An 18,493-nucleotide genomic window follows, 5' to 3' on the forward strand; every position below is an offset into this window, starting at 1 on the left:
TCGCGGGCCCGGCGAGACTGGGGCAATCCCCATAGCCCGGCGCGGTCGGCGCCGCGCCCCGCTACTCTGGGTGGCGTGCGAATTCAGCGGCAGGTGGTCGACTACGCGCTCCGGCGCCGGTCGCTGCTGGCCGACGTCTATGCGGGCCGCGTGGACGTCGCCGAGGTGTGTGATGCCAATCCATACCTGCTGCGTGCGGCGAAGTTCCACGGGCGGGGGAGCGAGGTCACGTGTCCGATCTGCCGGAAAGAGCAGTTGACGCTCGTGTCCTGGGTCTACGGCGACGGCCTCGGACCCGTGGCAGGCTCGGCTCGCACACCCGAGGAGCTCATGCGCCTCGCCGAGACCCGCGAGGAGTTCTCGGTCCACGTCGTCGAGGTGTGTCGCACCTGCAGCTGGAATCATCTGGTGCAGTCCTATGTGCTCGGCAACGCCCCGGCGCCGACCCGGCGCCGCTCCGGTACCCGGGCCAACCGGCGTACCGCCGCCGAGTGATGTGCTTGGTCATCTGCCGATCGGGTGACCCGCGGCGCCCGCGCACCCGCGGCGCGGTGCCCACCACGGCACCGACCACGCTTGACCGATACGAGTTATGGAGATCTTGTCAGTGAATTCGCCTTACGAGACTTCCCCCTACGGCGATGAACCGCGCGGTGGCCGTGCTCAGCGAAGTTCACATCCGGATCCGAACCCGTATCCCCCGCGGCAGGCTCCGCCGCCCGGATTCCGGCCCCAGCCGGGCGGTCCACCGCCCGGTGCGCCGCGCCCCGGCCCGAACGGCGCGCCGCCGCGTGGCGGGCAGCCGCCGTTCCGCCCCGGCCCGCCCCGCAGGGTGGCCGCCCGCCGCAGGGCAGGCCACCCCAGGGCAGGCCGCCGCAGGGTGCGCCCGCGCCCGGCCGGCCCGCGCCGCCCACCGGCGCACCCGGCGGCGCGGCAGGCGCGACCCAACGCATCCAGCGCCCGAACCAGACACCCGCGGCGACCCGGCAGCACGGCCGGGGTCGCTGGGTGAAGCGGTGGCCCGCCGCGGCGGCGCGGCGACCGGACCCAAGCCCGCCACGGCGCGCAGCGCGACCGGCCCGCGCCCGGCCGTCGACGGCGCGCGCCGGGCCGGCGGCGCCACCACCGGCGAGCGCCGCGCCGCATCCGGGCCACCGTCCGGCCCGCCGCCGCGCCGCGGGGCGGCAGCGGCGGCTCGGGCGGGTCCGGCGGCGGTCGCGGCCCCGGTCAGGGCAGGCGGATGCCGTGGCGCACCATCCGGCGGGTGATGTACGTGCTCACCGCGCTGGCGATCATGGTGCCCAGCGCGGTGTTCCTCATCGCCTACACCACCGTGTCGGTGCCCCAGCCCGGCGACCTGAAGACCAATCAGGTGGCCACCATCTACGCCCAGGACGGCTCCACCGTCATCAGCAAGGTGGTGCCGCCGCAGGGCAACCGCACCGAGGTCACCATCGACCAGATCCCGCCGCACGTGCGCAACGCCGTGATCGCGGCCGAGGACCGGGATTTCTACACCAACCCCGGCTTCTCCATCTCCGGCTTCGCCCGCGCGGCCCGCGACAACGTCCTGGGCAAGGAGAGCGCGGGCGGTGGCTCCACGATCACCCAGCAGTACGTGAAGAACGCGCTGGTCGGCGACGAACGCTCGCTGACGAGGAAGATGCGCGAGCTGGTGATCTCGGCGAAGATGGCCAGGCAGTGGAGCAAGGACGAGATCCTGGCCGCCTACCTCAACACCATCTACTTCGGGCGCGGCGCCTATGGCATCGACGCCGCCGCCAAGGCGTACTTCGGCAAGCCGGTCCAGGAACTGACCGTGGCCGAGGGCGCCGTGCTGGCGGCCACCATCCAGCTGCCCTCGTTGCTGGACCCGGAGAAGAATCCCGACGGTGCCAAGTCGCGCTGGAACTACGTGCTCGACGGCATGGTCAGCGGCGGCAACCTGTCCGCGGCCGAGCGCCAGAACATGCAGTATCCCCAGGTGGTGTCGCTGGCGGCGAACCAGGACAACGAGCTCGATTCCGGTCCCGAGGGCCTGATCAAGACCCGCGTCCTGGAGGAACTCTCCGCCGCCGGCATCAGCGAGCAGCAGCTCAACACCGCGGGCCTGCAGATCACCACGACCATCGACCCGCAGGCGCAGCAGGCCGCGGTCGAGGCCGCCACCGCCAAGATGCAGGGCGAGCCCGAGCAGTTGCGCACCGCGGTGGTGTCGATCGATCCGCGCACGGGCGCGGTGCGCGCGTACTACGGCGGCACCGACGGCCAGGGCTACGACTTCGCCAACGCGCCGCTGCAGACCGGTTCCTCGTTCAAGGTGATCGGCCTGGCCGCCAACCTCGAGCAGGGCATTCCGCTCTCGCAGATGTACGACAGCTCGCCGCTGACCGTGCACGGCATCAAGATCACCAACGTCGAGGGCGAGTCCTGCGGTATGTGCACCATCGCCGAGGCGCTCAAGCGGTCGCTGAACACCAGCTTCTACCGCATGCAGCTGGACATGCAGAACGGGCCGCAGAAGATCGCCGAGATGGGACACCGGCTCGGCATCCCCGAGGAACTGCCCGGCGTCGGCAAGACGCTGTCCGAGCCGGACGGCTCCGGCCCCAACAACGGCATCGTGCTCGGTCAGTACCAGGCCCGCCCGCTGGACATGGCCTCGGCCTATGCCACCTTGGCCGCCTCGGGCGTCTACCACCAGCCGCACTTCGTGCAGAAGGTCGTCACCGCCGACGGACAGGTGTTGCTCGATCGCGGCGAGGTGCCGGGCGAGCAGCGTGTCTCGGCGGCCGTGGCGGACAACGTCACCGCCGCGATGAAGCCGATCGCCGCCTACTCCCGCAACCACGGCCTGGCCGGTGGCCGCGAGTCGGCCGCCAAGACCGGTACCGCGCAGTTGCTGGACACCGGTGAGAACAAGGACGCGTGGATGGTCGGCTACACGCCGTCGCTGTCCACCGCGGTGTGGGTCGGCAGCGTCGACAACTCGCCGCTGCGCAACTACGCGGGCGCGATGATCTACGGCTCCAGCCTGCCCTCGGACATCTGGAAGGCCACGATGGACGGTGCCCTGGCCGGCACGCCCAACGAGACCTTCCCCAAGCCCGCCCCGATCAAGGGCCAGGCGGGCGTGCCCGAGTGGACGGCGCCGTACACCCCGCCGTCGACCACGGAAGCCCCGCTGCTGCCCCCGGTGGTGATCACCCCCACCCAGGTGGAGATCCTGCCCGGTATCACCATCCCGGTGCCCGGTGTGCAGCCCGCGCCGCAGCAGACCCAGCAGCAGCGTCCGCAACAGAACTCCGAGTCCGGCCCGCTGCCCGGCCAGCCGGTCGCCCCGACCGGCGGCGCGTCACCGGGCGGTGGCAACGGCAACGGCAACGGCGGGGGTGGCGGTAACGCCGACGACGAGGAGGGCAGCGACAGCCCGCAACCCACGCGAAGCCGCTGACCCACCCGCGGGCGGACCGGTTGGTCGCGGGTGATCCGCGGGTGCGGACGCCGGGCCGGTAGCCTCGGTGGGCGTGACCGATCAGCAGGTGGTGGACGAGCGCGGGGGTGCGCGGTCGGTCGGGGAGGCGGCGGTGCCCGCTCGGCTCGCGGCGCCGGGGCCCGTGGCGGCGGATCTCCGATCGGCCGATGCCAGGGACCGGCCGAGTCGCACCGATTCCTTGACCGCGCAGGCCAGTACGGTCATCGGGGGCCCGGTCGGCGATCACGCCCTGATCGGACGGGTGCGGTTCTGGACGCCGCTGCGCGTGCTGTTCGCCTTCACGGTGATCTTCCTGGCGCTCGGGTGGGCCACCAAGGCGGGCTGTATCCAACAAACCGAGGCGGCCGACGGATCGCTCACCCTCGACTGGCACGACGGCCGCCAATACGTGGCCATGTGCTACTCCGACACGGTGCCGCTGTACGGGGCCGAACGGCTCGACGAGGGCGCCTTCCCGTACAAGAAGTCGTGGGTGGAGCAGACCCCCGACGGCGGCACCGAGGTCAGGTACATGGAGTACCCGGTGCTGTCCGGGCTGTACCAGTACCTCGCCATGCAGGTCGCCAAGACCTGGGACGCGCTGCCGCTGCCCGGCGCGCTGCAGGTCGTGATCTATTTCAACGTGGTCGCGGTCGGACTGGCGATGGCCTGGCTGGTCACCGTGTGGGCGTCGGCGCTGCTGGCGGGCCGGCGGGTGTGGGACGCAGCGCTGGTGGCCTGTTCACCGCTGGTGATCGTGCACGCGTTCACCAATTTCGACGCACTGGCAACGGCTTTCGCGGCCACCGGCCTGCTGGCCTGGGCGCGGCGCAGGCCCCTGCTGGCCGGGGTGCTGCTCGGGCTCGGCGGTGCGGCGAAACTGTATCCGCTGCTGCTGCTCGGCCCGATCCTGGTGCTCTGCCTGCGCGCGGACCCGATGCAGCGGCTGCCGCGGCCGCGCCGGGTCACGACCCTGGCCGACCTCGACGGACCGGCCGCCGTGCTGGACTGGCTGCGGGACATCCCCTACCGGGTGCGCTTCCTGAGCCTGCGCCCGCTCGGCGCCGCGGCGGTGACGGTGGCGGGCGCGCTGGTCACCTGGGTGGTGGTGAACCTGCCCATCGCCGCGCTGTTCCCGCAGGGCTGGCGGGAGTTCTTCCGGCTCAACACCACCCGTCACGCCGACCCGGATTCGATCTACAACGTCGTCACGTCGTTCACCGGCTGGACCGGATTCGACGGTCCGCTGCGGCACGGCGAGGCGCCCACCGTGCTCAACGCGGTGTCGCTGGCGTTGTTCGTGCTGGCCTGCGGGGCGATCGCGTGGCTCGCGCTCACCGCGCCGCGCCGCCCGCGGCTGGCGCAGCTGTGCTTCCTGGTGGTGGCCGCCTTCCTGCTGACCAACAAGGTGTGGAGCCCGCAGTACTCGCTGTGGCTGGTGCCGCTGGCGGTGCTGGCGCTGCCGCACCGGCGGATCCTGCTGGCCTGGATGACGATCGACGCGCTGGTGTGGGTGCCGCGCATGTACTACTACCTGGGCACCGGCAGCAAGGGCCTGCCCGAGCAGTGGTTCACCGGCACCGTCGTGCTGCGCGACCTCGCGGTGATCGGGCTGTGCGCACTGATCGTGCGCCAGATCTTCCGTCCGGACGAGGATCTGGTGCGCCGCGACGGCGCCGACGACCCGGTGGGCGGGGTCCTCGACCATGCACCCGATCCCCTGCTGCCCTGGCTGCCCACCTGGCTGCGACCGCGCGACGCTCCCGCCCGCACTCCGTGAGCGGAGGCCCGCACCGCGTGCGGGGGCTCGGCGCTACTCCGACCTGAGCAGTCGTGCCGCCCGCTGCGGGTCGCGCGGCAGCAGGTCGAGTTCGAGCTGCCAGGCACTGCCGGTCCACGGGTCGAACAGCGGGGTGTCCGCGACAGTCGGCAGGTGCCGCGCCGCCTGGGCGAGCGCGGCGACCGCGTCGTCGGGCGAACCGGATTCGTCGCTGCCGACGATCACGATGGACAGCCCGATCAGGTCGCCGCGCAGAGTGAGCGCGGAGATGCGCTGGGCGTCGGCGGAGCGGTACCCGTGCGGGAAATCGGCGGCGAGCAGCACCCGATGCTCGGGCGGCGCGGTGTAATCGCCGGCCTGATACGCCATTTCGGCGAGTTCGGCGGCCTCGACCAACGCCTGTAGCCGGGCCGAGATGGCGCCGTGGTCGGTGATCGGCGGGCCGTCGAGCACCGGCGCGAGCGGGGCGAGCAGGCCGGTGAACGCGCCGGTGAGATCGATGACGTCGACCCGCGTGCGCCGGTGCGGGTCGGCGGCCAGCAGTCGGGCGAGCAGCGCGCCGATCACGGGCACCACCGCCACGGACACCTCGGTGTCGATCCACAGCGGCCGGGTCAGCGGGACGGGCACGCAGTACGGAATGCGCAGCGCGCCGCGGTCCGGTGCGTACAGCTCGCCGAGCCGGATACCGTCGGCGGGCACCGGCGGCCGCTCCCAGGACGGCGAGTTCCACGACGCGAGTGCCGGCGGCAGGTGCCGGTCGGCGTCGGCGAGCTCGCGCATCAGCTGCTCGCTGTCGCGGCGGTGATCGGCTTCCGCGGCGGCGATCAGCTCGTCGCAGCGGCGCTGGGCGGCCTGCCGGGCATCGGCGGCCGCCGGGGTGTTGCGCACGGCCGGGTCCGATACCGCGGCCGAGAGCTCGTCGTCGAGCCGTTTGGCGGCGTAGTCGCGGGCGGCGACCAGGGCGGCGGCCGAGCGGGCGGCGTCCTCGAAAATCATCCACAGCCGTTCGAGTCCGTAGCCGACCTCGACCGTCCGCCCGCCGTCGCCGGTGTCGGCGCGGCTCGGCGCGGGCTGCGGCTCGTCGACCTCGACGCCGTGCGCGGGCAGCAGCGCGGCCAGCCCGCCCGCGTAACCCTGCCCGACGGCCCGCACCTTCCAGTCCGCACCGCGCCGGTAGATCTCGAAGCAGATCAGCGCGGTCTCACCGGCGCCGGGCTCGATCGCGAATTCCACGGCCTCGGAGTCGTCCCCGGTCAACCTCGCCCGCACCGCGCCGAGTGCCCGGCCCGGTTCCTCGGCGCTCACCACCAGCAGCACCGCGGTGGCGCCGGGCCGCAGGCCGGCCGGGGTCACGCCGATCTCCGCGCCCGCCAATGCCACTCCGGCCGTCCCCGGCTGGTTGTAGAAGACGACGTCGGCGCTGCCTGCGACGCGCAGGTCCGCGCCGACCACCAGCGCGCACAGATCGAGCGGCACCTCGGCCTCGGCGCGGAAGCGCAGCACCGGTGCGTGCACGGCGATGTTCTGTCCGGCCCGGAGTCGAACCATGCTGTCGCGCCCCCTCGTTCGCCGCGCTCAGAGAAAGCGGCCGAGCTGCGGGATGGCCTCGCCGGGATGTTTGGCCTGGAAGCCCTCGCCGAGTGCCTGCAGCTTCCACTCACCACCCGCGCGGAACACTTTCGCCATCGCCATGGCCGTGAACGGCATCCCGCCCGCCAGGGTGTAGCGGGCCAGCTCGGCGTTGTTGGCGCCGTCGACCAGGCGGCAGAAGGCGTTGCGCACCTGCTCGAAGGTGTGCCCCTTGTAGGAGGTGACGATGAACAGCAGCGTCGTGATGTGCGCGGGAATCCGGGTGAGGTCGACCAGGATCACCTCGTCGTCGCCCTCGCCCTCGCCGGTGAGGTTGTCGCCCTGGTGCCGCACCGAGCCGTCCTTGGACGACAGCTGCCCGTAGTAGGCGAAATCCGCCGGGTTGGCGTCGGCGAACAGGATCACCGAGGCGTCCAGGTCGATGTCGACGGTGCGGTTGCCGAACATGCCGCGGGTCTGCACCGGGTCCCAGCCCAAGCCCATCTTGACGAAGGTGAGCGCGGCGCCGCCTTCCTTGCGCAGCGTGACCCGCTGGCCCTTCTGCAGGCTGACCGGCCGGTCCTTGCTGAGGCTGACCTCGCCCTGCGTGCTCGGCTGGGCGGCGCCGGGCGGCGGGGGATAGCCGCCCGCACCCGGCGGCGGGTAGGCGCCGGCCGCGGCGGGCGGCATCTGCTGGGTCGGCGGCGGATACCCGCCGGGCACCTGCTGGGTGGGCGGGTAGGCGGGCGTGGGCGGCGGGTAGGCGGGCGCCGTCGGCTGGACAGGCGGCGCGGGCTGCTGGGCGATGGGCTGCTGGGCGGCGGCGGACGACGAATCGTCCACGTTCACACCGTGATCGGTGACCAGCGCCGCGAACCCGCCCGCGTAACCCTGACCGACCGCGCGCACCTTCCAGGCACCCTGGCGGCGGTAGAGCTCCAGCGCGATGACGATCGACTCCCGGTCGAGCCCGTCGATGCGGTACTCGTAGAGCCGGGCGCCCGCGGCGTCGGACACGATCGCGGTCGGCGGGGCGAACCGGCCGAAGCTCGCCGACGGATCGTCGAGGGTGATCACGGCGCGGATCTGATCGATGTCGGCGGGTACCGCGTTCAGCGAGACCGCCAGCGAGGCGGCCTGCCCGGCGGGCCCCGGCACCAGTTGCACGCCCGGCCCGGACGGCTGGTTGTAGAAGACGAAGTCGGCGTCGGAGCGGACCTTGCCCCGCTCGGTCACCAACAAGGCGGACAGATCCGCCGGTGCGGTCAACTGCACGGAGATCACCACATCGGCGGTGTTCAGCGGACCGTTCTGCCCCTTGGCGAGTGTTGCGGACAAGGTCGACCCTTCGCTCGTCGGTGCGTTCGGTTGCCACTCTACGAGAAAGCGCGCGGCCGCGGACGGCACCGAAGTTCCCGCACGACAGGGCACCCGGCGCCGCATCGGTTACTGTGACGACACGCAGAGGGCATGCGGGTGAGCGGATGCCCTCCTCCCGGACCAGACAGCAGGCAAACCACCCCATGGCGCAACTGTTCGAACACTCGAAAAAGGTGATCGAGGCCCACCTCGCCGGTACCAGCATCCGCGCGATCTCCGGGTCGATGGTCGCCTACGAAGGCAACGTGCAATTCAAGGCGGCCGGCTTCGGCGGCGGCGACGGCGTCCTCGCCGGACTCAAACGCCGGGCGACCGGCGAGAAACTCTCGCTGATGGAGTGCTCGGGCAACGGCCGGGTGTTCTTCGCCGTCAACGGCCAGCACGTCACCGTCGTCGACCTCAACGGCGAGACGCTCCAGGTCGAATCGCAGCAGTTGCTGGCCTTCGCCGGAAACCTGCGCACCGACGTGCGGTTCGCCGGTCTCGGCGGCGCGTCCTCGGGCGCGGGCCTGTTCACCACCACGGTGACCGGCCAGGGCCAGGTGGCGCTGCTGTCGGCGGGCGGGCCGCTCATCCACCTCGAGGTGTCCCCGCAGTACCCGCTGGTGGTCGACCCGGACGCGTTCGTCGCCGCCCAGGGCAACGTCAGCCAGTCCTTCGTCACCGACGTGTCCTGGCGGACCTTCACCGGTTCGGATGCCGGCGAGGCCTTCTCGCTGCGCTGGGACGGGCAGGGCGTCGTGCTGATCCAGCCGGCGGAACGGTAAGGGGCAGCGGAATGTTCGAGAAGGTCAACGGCAAGGTCGTCAAGGTGAACGTCGGCGCGGCGGGCGGCGTGGTCGCGCGCACCGGCGCGATGCTGTTCTACACCGGGGCCGTCTCCTTCGCCCCGCACCAGATCCCCGGTGCACAGGGAATGGGCGGCGGCGGTGGCCTCATGCGCATGGCGGGCCGGATGATGGCCGGTGAGCACGAGCGCACCATGTTGGCGCGGGGCACCGGCGAGGTGCACTACGGCTTCGCCGGTCTCGAGGTGCACGTGGTGCAGATCCAGCCGGGCGCGACGCTGCGGGTGGAAGCCTCCCGGCTGCTGGCGAACACGGCGGGATTGCAGTCCTCGATCGTGTCGGTGATGAGTTCCGGCGGCGGTGGTGGCGGCGGCGGTCTCATGGGTGCGCTGCGCGGCGCCGCCAGTGGTGCGCTCACCGGCCAGGGCATGTTCACCACCCAGTTGTCCGGGCACGGCGCGGCGGTGCTGCTCGCGCACGGCGGGTTCCTCGAACTGCAGGTGGGCGGGCCGCATCCGGTGGTGGTCGACCCGCAGGCGTTCGTGGCCGCCTACGGCAACGTGAACACCGAGTTGAAGACCGCGCTGAGCTGGCGCGACGCCGTCGGCAAGGGGTCCGGTGAGGCGATGCAGCTGCAGTGCACCGGGCAGGGCGTGGTCTACGTGCAGGCCTCCGAAGAGAAGTTGTGAGTCATGGCCCAGATCCTGAACCCGATGAATCTCGGTGAGAGCGACAACATCCCGGGAAACAGCTACGCCTACTGCATCGACCTGAACCGGCCCTGGTTCATGCGCAAGGGCGCGATGATCGCCTACTACGGGCAGATCAATTTCCAGCCGCTCACCCACGGCCTGCAGGGCGGCCTGCTGCACATGGTCTCGCAGCAGTTCTCCGCGCCGCTGTTCACCGGCGACTACGTCGTCGCCGAGGGCCACGGCAAGCTGGTGATCGGCGACCGCGGCTACGACATCAACTCCTACGATCTCGACGAGGGCAACCTCACCATCCGCGCCGCGAACCTGCTCGCCTTCGAGCCGGGGCTGTCGCTGAACCAGTCGATCGTGCCCGGCTTCCTCACCCTCATCGGCACCGGCAAGTTCCTGGCCTCCTCCAACGGCCCGGTGATGTTCGCCGAACCGCCGCTGCGGGTGGACCCGGAGGCGCTGGTCGGCTGGGCCGACTGCCCGTCGCCGAGCCACCACTACGACGAGGGCTGGATCTCGAACTTCCTGGCCGCGGGCGCCGCCCGGTTCGGCGTGAACTCCGGTGAGGAGCGGCAGTTCGATTTCACCGGCGCGGGCACGGTGCTCATCCAGTCCAGCGAGAAGGTGATGAGCGACTCCATGCTGGTCCGCACCATCGAGGGCCAGCTGCAGAGCGGGATCACCGTCGGCGGGCTGCAGCGCCTGCAGGCCACCATCGCCGCCCAACTCGGGCAACAGCAGCAGCAGGGCTGGTAGCCGTCAGGCGGCGGGCCGGGCCGCCTCGATGAACCAGTCGACGATCTCCTCACCGGCGAGGATGCCGCTGGCCTTGGTGACGGTGAGATTGGGGCTGGTCCAGTTGAGCTGCTCCAGTTCGCCGTGCCGGGGCCGGATGGCGCGGTCGGCGGCGCGCAGCATCTCCGCGTCCAGCGCGCCGTCACCGGCGGCGAGCGTGCGCGCGGTGTCGGCGAGTTCGCCCGCCGCGAGCATCCGGTTACGCACTTCGGCGACGGCGACGCTCTTGCACACCGCCTGCGGCATCGTGTAGATCTTGCGGCCCTGCTGGGAGGCGGTCCAGCCGCGGTCCCGGCACCACCGGTCCCATTCGGCCAGGAAATCCGCGGGGACGGCCTTCGGTTTCACCACCAGGTAGCAGAACAGGTGGTCGGCGATGCGGAACTTGCTCACCCAGCTGTCGTCGATGCGCCCGCGCAGCTCGGCGCTCACCTCCGACAGGGTGGCGCCACCGGCACGGACCTTGGCGTCGATGTCGATGCGCCAGCGCATGTCCGGGACGCCGTCGACCAGAATGTTGCCGCCGTTGCTGGTGACGGCGTACCGCCACGGCGCGCCCGGCAACTGGATCCTGGTGAACTGCTTGATGGTTCGGGTGGTCGTGGGGATCACCGCGGCGGGTTCGGTGAGCCGCTGCATGCGCAGCGCGGCGGCGGTGGTCATGAACGACAGGGGAGCGCCCTCGAGGTGTTCCACGCATACGGTGGGTATCTCGGCGGTGGTGCTGAACGCGTTGCGCGAGTAGATCATCGTCCGGTCCAGGTCGGTGGCGACGAGCGCCTGGAGCCGGGGTCTTCGCTGGAACATCGCCACGCTCACCGCACTTCCTTGATCAATCCCATACACGAATACGCCAGATCGGGCACGACTTCCACCGGAACGCCGCGGGCGGCCGCGAGCATCCTGATGTGCGCGTGCTCGGGGGCGTCGGCCTCGCGGACCAGCACCCGCCACGGCACCCGGCGCAGCAGCACCCGCGTCGTCTCGCCGACGCCGGGTTTGACGAAATTGACGCTGCCGATGCCGTATTCGGCGCGCACCTGCTCCACCGAGGCCCACCCCGACCAGGTCGGCGTCCGGTCACCGCCGCGCACCTTCGCCAGTTCGGCGGGCACGCGCGGACGGACGGTGTCGAAGGCCGCGGCCACCGTGTCCAGCAGGCGACCGGACACGTCCTCGTCCGCCAGCTGCCGGTAGAACTTGGCACCGTGGAAATCGCGCGGCCCGATCAGCGTGTCGTTGAGCACCGTGCGCGACACCAGGCCGGAGACGGTGGAATTCAGGCAGGCCGAGGCGATCAGGAAGTCGTCGCGGGTGCCGTAGGTCCGCACGCAGCAACCGGGGTCGGCCAGCACCGCCAGGTCGTCGTCGAAGCGGGCACCGCCCGCGGCGTGGTAGTCGGCCAGCGCCGCGGACAGCTCCCTGGCGATGGCGCCCTTCCCGGTCCAGCCGTCGACGAACACCACCGCGGCCGGATCGTGGTGGGCGGCGAGGTAGTCCAGCGCCACCGCGTCGATGCCGCGATCGCGCACGATGGACACCGCGTAGTGCGGCACGTCCAGCGCCGGGGCACCGCTGCGATCCCGCGCTGCCAGCCAGCGCTTCATCAGGATGCCGATCGGCGTGCCCGCCCGCGCCAGCGACACCAGCGTCACGTCCGGGCCACGCTCGGCGACGACCAGTTCGGCCACCGTCGCCACGGCCAACGCCAGCCGCTCGGCACTGTCGGCGAGCACCTTCTCGAACAGCTCCCGGTACTCGGCATCGGGCTGGTATTCGATCGGCAGCGTCTCAGCGTAGTGGGCGACGCCGGCCTGGATCCGCCGCTCCCGCTCGGCCACATCGGCCTCGAGGTCCACGTCGGAGAGATCTTTGAGCAGCCAGGACACCTCGTCGGGGGCGTACGAGCCGAACTCGGGACCGTGCAGCGGACGGGGGAAGGATCGGTCCGGGCGGCGGCCGTGCGGTGCGATCGGTTGGTCGGCGGTGTGGTCGGTGGCGGTGCCCTCGGGGATAGTCCGCTCGACGGCAGCCCCCTCGGCGATGCGCTCGGCGGCAGCACCCTCGGCGGCGGCCCGCTCGGCGTGCAATGTGCGGGGATCCGCACCGGGCACGACCGCGACCAGCACATCCGCGCCCGAGGCGGTGAGTACGTCCACCACGCCGCCGGGGGACACGAGTTCCGGGGTGTCGGCGGGCTGATCCACGACCATGACCAGAATCGGGTCCAGTCCCGACCCGACCGCGATCGAATGATGCCGGCGTCCAACGCCGCCGGCGCTCGCCTGCGCCGCTGCCGGATCGGAGCCGCCGTGGCGCACAGCGGATTCGGCGGCCGTCCCTTCGGCGCTCTCCGCCGTGCTCAGCGCCGCCAAGCCCCCGTCGTAGTCGGTGAACCAGTGGGCGTTGTACAGGTAGCGCGGCTCGGCCTGCCCGGGTTCGGGTGCGTGGAAACGGAATCCGCGGCGCAGCGGGTAGCCGGGTTCGTCCACCACGTAGGCAGGGGAGCGGGTCGTCGTCTGGAAGCGCGTGGGAACGCCCGCGCCGGCCAACGATTCGGCCAGCCGCAACGGCAGGTACATCAGTTCCTCGTGACCGAGCACGACGACCGGGCGGCCGGGCGCGGCGACCTCCAGCCGCGCGCGCAGCGCCTTGCCCGCGGCGGCGACGGCTGCCTCGAACGCCGGTGTGTCGGCACGCAGGAACCCGTGCCGCCCACCCTCGGGCACCGAGTCCGGCCAGGGCAGTTCGATCCGGTCGAGCGATCCGCGCTGCGCGGCGACCGGGTTCAACGCGGGCTCGGGCAGCGCCTGAACCGCGTCGATCAAATCGTCGGGCAGCACGGTCGCTCCGGCTGCCAGGCAGACGGTGTCGATGCGCGCCCCCAGTTCCCGGGCGGCCGCCGCGAACCGTGCCCGGTCGGCATCGGTGCGCATGTCCACCAGGGATGCGAGAATGTAGTGCGAGCGCGGCGCGAACGCGTGCAGCGCGCGCACCGCGTCGAGTGCCGTCGCACCGGTGGAGATCTCGTCGTCGACCAGCACGAGCGGCAGATCGTCGGCGAAGATGCTCGCGGGCACCGGCTGCAACTGATGCGAGGTGGCGTGCGAGTGCCCCTCTTCGAACCCGGTCAGGGTTTCGACCGACGGCACGTCGCGGCGGGTGGAGTGCAGGTAGCAAGCGGCCCCGATCCTGGCGGCCACGATGTGTCCGAGGCCGGTGGCGGTCTCGGCGAAACCGAGCACGAGCGCCGGGGTTCCGGCGCGGCGCGGTCCGTTCGCGCCGGCCTGCTCCGCGGCGGACGTGCCCGCCAGCGCCGCCAGCACGAGATCACCCAGCCGGTCGCCGGCCGCCAGCACCACCCGCGGATCGGTGGGCAGATGTTTGCCCAACACAGTGGACACGAGCAGGTGCGCCCGCTTCGGATTGCGCCGCAATCCGGGCTGCACCAGCGCCTCGACGGACAACTCGGGTGCGACGGTCCCCGCCGCACCGTCCCGATGACGCAACGCGAGCCCGAGCGTGCGGGTCGCCCACGGCGTGCTCATACCTTCACCAACGCCGTCAGCAGATCCACGAAGGACACTCCCTTGTTCGCCACCCCGAACACCCTGGCCCGCAGCATGGTCTGCCCGGCCCAGCTGCGATGCGGGCGCATCTCGTTCATCTTGTTGCGGTACTCCGAGGCCGCCACCCCGCCGACGTCGGCCTGCAGGATGTCCAGCGCGTCGGAGTACTCCTCGTGCGTCACCACCGACAGTGCGTGCACCGCGGCCACGTGCGAGGGATGGATGACGGTCTTGCCCTGGATGCCGTTGGCACGGTCCAGGGTGATCTCGCGCAGCAACCCGTCCAGATCCCGGCTCACCAGGTACTGGCGGAACTTCACCGCGTCGGACTCCTCGAACGGCGCCGTGCGCAGCAGCGGGCGGAACATCCGCTCGTGGTCGGCGAAGTACTCCCACACCGGCCCGGTGATGACGAACCCGGTCCCGTCGGCGCGGCCGAGGTAGTTGACGATGTCGGCGATGACGTCGGCCACCACCCGCACGTCGTAGATGGTCAGGTCGCGGTCGCGGCGGATGCCGAAGGTCGAGCACATGTCGGTGGCGCCCACGCGCACCGCGAGCACCCGCTCGCGATGCTCGGCGAGCATCGCCGCGATCTGGGTCAGTTCGCCGTCCCGGGTCTGCCGATGCACCAGGGCGGCCGACTCCAGCACCGGCATCCCGTACACCGGCCTGGCCAGCCGCTCGCCCACCGCCGCCAGCGCGTCCAGGTATTTCTGCCCCGAGGCGCTGTCGAACTTCGGGAAGACGAAGCCGGTCAGCACCGCGACGCCGGGGCCGAGCTGATCGACCAGTTCCCCGATGGTGTCGGCGTCACGCACCCGCACGAACAGCAGGGGTGCGGGATCCTCGTCGGCGGCGAGCTCGTCGAGCGCCGCGACGGCGCGGCGCTTGGCCGTCTCCACCTCGTGGTCGGCGACGGCGTCCTCGAGATCGATCACCATCGAGCACACCCCGCGCTCGGCCCGCCTGCGGATCGTGTCCGCCAGGTCCGCCCTGGTCGCGGGCGCGTAGAGGGTGGCCCCGAGCGCGATCGCCAGCAACTCGCGATCGGCCCGGTCGCCGAACGGCTCCGGCTGCCGGTGGAACAGATGTCTGAGGTCGGGTCCGTGCAGCTGCCGGAAGTGGCGCAACGGCAGTCGCTTCCGCAGGGAGACTTCCTGTCGGAGGGCGACGGGAGCGGTCATCGATGCTCCGTTCTCATGGTCGTCGTGGTCCTGATTGCTTTCTCATTCGATCCACCACACCGGCTATGAATTCGGTGACGGCATCCAGTTCCGTCACATAGGCCCAGTAGTCGGGGTGCCGCCCCGACAGTGTTTCGCTGATCCGATCGATGCGTTCGGCCTGCGCGTCCAGCACAGAGCCCCATTCGCCGACGAGTCCCCGGCTGACCGCGAGCATCTGGGCGTCCCGCAGCCGGAATCGTACGGCCTTGGCCTTGTCGGCGGGGTCGTCACGTACCGATCGCAGCAGGGCGAGGCGTTTGGTCACCGCGTCTATCCGCTGCTCGGCCTCGGCGAGGCTGCCCCGCGCACTGGAGGTCAAATCAAGGGCTGTCTCCGGGTCGTTCTCGCGCAATGCCGTGCGCGCCCTGGCCAGGGCGTCGGCGGCGGCATCCATCGCTGCCTGACTTTCACGCTCATTGTTCGCCAGATCCGCCGAACTCGCAGCATTGAACTCCCGGAGCAACGCCGAAAAGGCAGGCCCGAGGCCCTCGGCGCGGGTGCGCACGGCGGCCAGCCTGGTGTTCGCCGAGGCGAGCGCGTTCTCGGCGGCGGCGGTCCGAGAAGGGGCCTGCGCCAAGGCATCTGCCAATTCCTTGGCGGCCGCCTCCAGCCGGTTGGCCGCGGCCCTCACCCGGCTCGCCTGGGCACCGGGATCCAGGGCATCCAGTGTGAGCAGCGCCTCATCCACCGCGGCCGCGCGTTGCCGCACCGAGGGGTAGCCGGCGTACGCCGACTCGGCCGCCTGCCGCCGCACCGCCGCCGCGGCCACCTTCACCTGATGCGCCAGCTGCGGCACGGTACGCAGCAGCGCCACCGCCTGCTCGAGCTCGGCCTGCCTGCCGCGATAGAACCCGTCCACCGCCGCCGCCGCGTCGGCCAACTGCCTGGTCACCGCCTCGGCGCGGGCCTGGCCCTGCGGTGGCTGGGCGCCGGTCCGCTCCGCGTTCTCCAGTTCCTCCGACAACGCCAGATAGGCTTCGGCCGCCGCGTAGCACCGCGCCCGCACCGGCTCCCAGGCCGCACCGTGCCGCTGCTGCGGGAACATCTCCTCGGCCGCGTGCACGGCGGCCTCGGCCGCGCTCTGCCTGCGATCCATGTCGAGGAACGCCTGCGCGAGGCGGCCTCGGACCTGCTGGATCCACTCGGTGTTCCCCGAGGACCGGAACCATCCCCGCCTGCGCCCTGCCACGCCCCGATGGTAGGAGATCGCGCTGTTCGCCGGTGGTTACCACAGTTCCTACGCAAGTTTCCCGAAACCTACTACTGTCGTATGGCGTACCCGGCGATTCGGACATGCTGGGACCACAGACGGACTAATGAAAGGGATTCCCGCATGGGTGTCAGTTTGTCCAAGGGCGGCAACGTTTCGCTGACCAAGGCGGCGCCTAACCTGACTGCTGTTTCCGTCGGCCTGGGGTGGGATGTTCGAACCACCACCGGAACCGACTTCGACCTGGATGCCAGCGCGATCGCGACCGGTGCGGACAAGAAGGTGCTGTCCGACCAGCACTTCGTGTTCTTCAACAACCTGCGCTCGCCCGAGGGCGCCATCGAGCACGCGGGTGACAACCGCACCGGTGAGGGCGAAGGCGACGACGAGGTCATCAACGTCGACCTGGCCAACACCCCGCCGACCATCGAGTCCATCTTCTTCCCGGTCTCGATCTACGACGCCGACACCCGCCAGCAGTCGTTCGGCCAGGTCCGCAACGCCTACATCCGCGTCGTCGACCGCAGCAACGGCGAGGAGCTCGCGCGCTACGACCTCACCGAGGACGCCTCCACCGAGACCGCGATGGTCTTCGGCGAGCTGTACCGCAACGGCGCCGAGTGGAAGTTCCGCGCCATCGGCCAGGGCTACGCGTCCGGCCTGGCGGGCATCGCCCGTGACTACGGCGTGAACGTCTGACGAACACGCGTACGGTGGAGGGGGCTCGCAGCGACGAGCCCCCTCTTCCTGTGATCCGATGACCGTCGGCGGCGGCCATCGCATCGTTGGACATCCGCCGGTTCAGCGGCCACGCTGGAAACCAAGCACGCCGATCCATCTCCATTCACGAAAGGTCCCCGCGTGGTCCTGCGCATCTTCGGCCTCTCCGGCCTCGTCACCGTGGCGTCACTGGTCGTGGCGTTCCTCTACGGCGGCCCCACCGCGCTGTTCCTCTGCGCGATCCTCGGCATCCTGGAAGTCTCGTTGTCGTTCGACAACGCCGTCATCAACGCCACCGTCCTGCGGCGGATGAGCGAGTTCTGGCAGAAGATCTTCCTCACCATCGGCATCCTCATCGCCGTGTTCGGCATGCGCCTGGTGTTCCCGCTCGCCATCGTGTGGGTCACCGCGGGCCTGAACCCGGTCGATGCGCTCGACCTGGCGCTCAACCCGCCCGCCGGTGACGCTCCCTACTTCCCCGACGGCAGCCCCAGCTACGAGACCCTGCTGACCGACGCCCACCCGCAGATCGCGGCGTTCGGCGGCATGTTCCTGGCGATGCTGTTCCTGAACTTCATCTTCGAAGACCGCGAGATCACCTGGCTGAGCTGGCTGGAGCGCCCGCTGGCCCGTGCGGGCAAGCTGGACATGCTCGCCGTCGTCGTCTCCGGCGTCGGCCTGGTGCTCACCGCCGAATTCCTCGCCCCCGACGACAAGCGCGCCACCGTGCTCATGGCCGGCCTGCTCGGCATGATCATCTACATCGCCGTCGACGGCCTCGGCTCGATGTTCCACACCGAGGAACTCGAAGAGGAAGCCGAGAAGAGCGGCCCCTCCGACCTGGCCAAGGCCACCGGTAAGGCGGGCTTCTTCCTGTTCCTCTACCTGGAGGTCCTCGACGCCTCGTTCTCCTTCGACGGCGTCATCGGCGCGTTCGCGATCACCTCCGACCCGATCCTCATCGCGCTGGGCCTCGGCCTGATCGGCGCCATGTTCGTCCGGTCCATCACCGTGTACCTGGTGCGCAAGGGCACGCTCTCGGAGTACGTCTACCTCGAGCACGGCGCGCACTGGGCCATCGGCGCCCTGGCCGCGATCCTGCTCGTCTCCATCGGCGTGCACATCAACGAGATCATCACCGGCCTCGTCGGCGTCGCCTTCATCGGCGCGGCCTTCATCAGCAGCGTCCTGCGCAACCGCCGCGAGGGCGGCGACGAGGCGGGCGAGGTGGAGAACGAGCGCACCGTCACCCCGGTGGGCTGAGCCCGAGC

Annotated in this window: 14 protein-coding genes; 8 read left to right on the top strand and 6 right to left on the bottom strand. The window is 71.0% G+C overall.

Annotated elements, in window-relative coordinates; all coding sequences use genetic code 11:
- Nucleotides 1-75: 75 nt before the first annotated feature.
- The 3 genes from CRM89_RS21645 (at nt 76) to CRM89_RS21655 (ending at nt 5,255) form a co-directional block, all read left to right on the top strand.
- Entirely contained in the window at nt 76-495 is a 420-nt protein-coding gene (locus CRM89_RS21645; protein WP_157838464.1) for a DUF5318 domain-containing protein, read from the top strand.
- A gap of 745 nt (nt 496-1,240) precedes the next feature.
- The gene (locus CRM89_RS21650) at nt 1,241-3,454 is read left to right on the top strand and encodes a transglycosylase domain-containing protein (RefSeq protein WP_107272755.1); all 2,214 of its coding nucleotides are present in this window, start codon (nt 1,241-1,243) and stop codon (nt 3,452-3,454) included.
- A gap of 73 nt (nt 3,455-3,527) precedes the next feature.
- Nucleotides 3,528-5,255 (top strand): glycosyltransferase family 87 protein, encoded by a 1,728-nt coding sequence (locus CRM89_RS21655; protein WP_371392015.1) that lies wholly within the window; start codon nt 3,528-3,530, stop codon nt 5,253-5,255.
- A gap of 33 nt (nt 5,256-5,288) precedes the next feature.
- Here the strand turns inward: CRM89_RS21655 and CRM89_RS21660 are convergent, their stop codons facing one another.
- Together CRM89_RS21660 and CRM89_RS21665 are read right to left on the bottom strand one after the other, a co-directional pair.
- Nucleotides 5,289-6,806 carry a TerD family protein gene (locus tag CRM89_RS21660; RefSeq protein ID WP_098085921.1) on the bottom strand — a complete coding sequence of 506 codons (1,518 nt, stop codon included), beginning with the start codon at nt 6,804-6,806 and terminating at the stop codon, nt 5,289-5,291.
- A 27-nt stretch (nt 6,807-6,833) separates the two neighbouring features.
- On the bottom strand, nt 6,834-8,165 hold the full coding sequence (locus CRM89_RS21665; RefSeq protein WP_098085924.1) for a TerD family protein: 1,332 nt from the start codon (nt 8,163-8,165) through the stop codon (nt 6,834-6,836).
- A 185-nt stretch (nt 8,166-8,350) separates the two neighbouring features.
- Between CRM89_RS21665 and CRM89_RS21670 the strand changes: the two genes are divergently transcribed.
- From CRM89_RS21670 to CRM89_RS21680, 3 genes are read left to right on the top strand one after another with little or no spacing between them, the layout of a single operon-like run.
- Nucleotides 8,351-8,974, top strand: coding sequence for an AIM24 family protein (locus tag CRM89_RS21670; protein WP_041560504.1), 624 nt, complete (start codon nt 8,351-8,353; stop codon nt 8,972-8,974).
- 11 nt (nt 8,975-8,985) lie between these two features.
- The gene (locus CRM89_RS21675) at nt 8,986-9,684 is read left to right on the top strand and encodes an AIM24 family protein (RefSeq protein ID WP_011212096.1); all 699 of its coding nucleotides are present in this window, start codon (nt 8,986-8,988) and stop codon (nt 9,682-9,684) included.
- A gap of 3 nt (nt 9,685-9,687) precedes the next feature.
- The gene (locus CRM89_RS21680) at nt 9,688-10,455 is read left to right on the top strand and encodes an AIM24 family protein (protein WP_011212097.1); all 768 of its coding nucleotides are present in this window, start codon (nt 9,688-9,690) and stop codon (nt 10,453-10,455) included.
- Between the two features lie 3 nt (nt 10,456-10,458).
- Here the strand turns inward: CRM89_RS21680 and CRM89_RS21685 are convergent, their stop codons facing one another.
- The 4 genes from CRM89_RS21685 to CRM89_RS21700 are packed head-to-tail and all read right to left on the bottom strand — an operon-like array spanning nt 10,459 to nt 16,481.
- Nucleotides 10,459-11,301 (bottom strand): HAD family hydrolase, encoded by an 843-nt coding sequence (locus CRM89_RS21685; RefSeq protein WP_098087081.1) that lies wholly within the window; start codon nt 11,299-11,301, stop codon nt 10,459-10,461.
- An 8-nt stretch (nt 11,302-11,309) separates the two neighbouring features.
- Nucleotides 11,310-14,042 carry a phosphoribosyltransferase gene (locus CRM89_RS21690; RefSeq protein WP_098085927.1) on the bottom strand — a complete coding sequence of 911 codons (2,733 nt, stop codon included), beginning with the start codon at nt 14,040-14,042 and terminating at the stop codon, nt 11,310-11,312.
- A complete protein-coding gene (locus CRM89_RS21695) occupies nt 14,039-15,250 on the bottom strand; it encodes an HpcH/HpaI aldolase/citrate lyase family protein (RefSeq protein ID WP_081433260.1) in 1,212 nt (403 codons plus the stop codon). The genes CRM89_RS21690 and CRM89_RS21695 overlap by 4 nt, the downstream gene beginning before the upstream one ends.
- Nucleotides 15,251-15,263: 13 nt before the next feature.
- On the bottom strand, nt 15,264-16,481 hold the full coding sequence (locus tag CRM89_RS21700; protein ID WP_098085930.1) for a hypothetical protein: 1,218 nt from the start codon (nt 16,479-16,481) through the stop codon (nt 15,264-15,266).
- Between the two features lie 144 nt (nt 16,482-16,625).
- Here CRM89_RS21700 and CRM89_RS21705 point away from each other — a divergent pair, with 144 nt between their 5' ends.
- Both CRM89_RS21705 and CRM89_RS21710 read left to right on the top strand, forming a co-directional pair.
- Nucleotides 16,626-17,201 carry a TerD family protein gene (locus tag CRM89_RS21705; RefSeq protein WP_011212102.1) on the top strand — a complete coding sequence of 192 codons (576 nt, stop codon included), beginning with the start codon at nt 16,626-16,628 and terminating at the stop codon, nt 17,199-17,201.
- A 162-nt stretch (nt 17,202-17,363) separates the two neighbouring features.
- Entirely contained in the window at nt 17,364-18,485 is a 1,122-nt protein-coding gene (locus CRM89_RS21710) for a DUF475 domain-containing protein (protein WP_011212103.1), read from the top strand.
- Nucleotides 18,486-18,493 lie beyond the last annotated feature (8 nt).

This window comes from Nocardia sp. FDAARGOS_372 (assembly GCF_002554515.1).
GTDB lineage: Bacteria > Actinomycetota > Actinomycetes > Mycobacteriales > Mycobacteriaceae > Nocardia > Nocardia farcinica.

Excerpts from the sequence above, each read along its gene's own strand:
- CRM89_RS21650 (WP_107272755.1), top strand. The coding sequence starts at position 1,241 with ATGCCGTGGCGCACCATCCGGCGGGTGATGTACGTGCTCACCGCGCTG.
- CRM89_RS21660 (WP_098085921.1), bottom strand. The coding sequence starts at position 6,806 with ATGGTTCGACTCCGGGCCGGACAGAACATCGCCGTGCACGCACCGGTG.
- CRM89_RS21670 (WP_041560504.1), top strand. The coding sequence starts at position 8,351 with ATGGCGCAACTGTTCGAACACTCGAAAAAGGTGATCGAGGCCCACCTC.
- CRM89_RS21675 (WP_011212096.1), top strand. The coding sequence starts at position 8,986 with ATGTTCGAGAAGGTCAACGGCAAGGTCGTCAAGGTGAACGTCGGCGCG.
- CRM89_RS21680 (WP_011212097.1), top strand. The coding sequence starts at position 9,688 with ATGGCCCAGATCCTGAACCCGATGAATCTCGGTGAGAGCGACAACATC.
- CRM89_RS21685 (WP_098087081.1), bottom strand. The coding sequence starts at position 11,301 with ATGTTCCAGCGAAGACCCCGGCTCCAGGCGCTCGTCGCCACCGACCTG.
- CRM89_RS21690 (WP_098085927.1), bottom strand. The coding sequence starts at position 14,042 with ATGAGCACGCCGTGGGCGACCCGCACGCTCGGGCTCGCGTTGCGTCAT.
- CRM89_RS21695 (WP_081433260.1), bottom strand. The coding sequence starts at position 15,250 with ATGACCGCTCCCGTCGCCCTCCGACAGGAAGTCTCCCTGCGGAAGCGA.
- CRM89_RS21705 (WP_011212102.1), top strand. The coding sequence starts at position 16,626 with ATGGGTGTCAGTTTGTCCAAGGGCGGCAACGTTTCGCTGACCAAGGCG.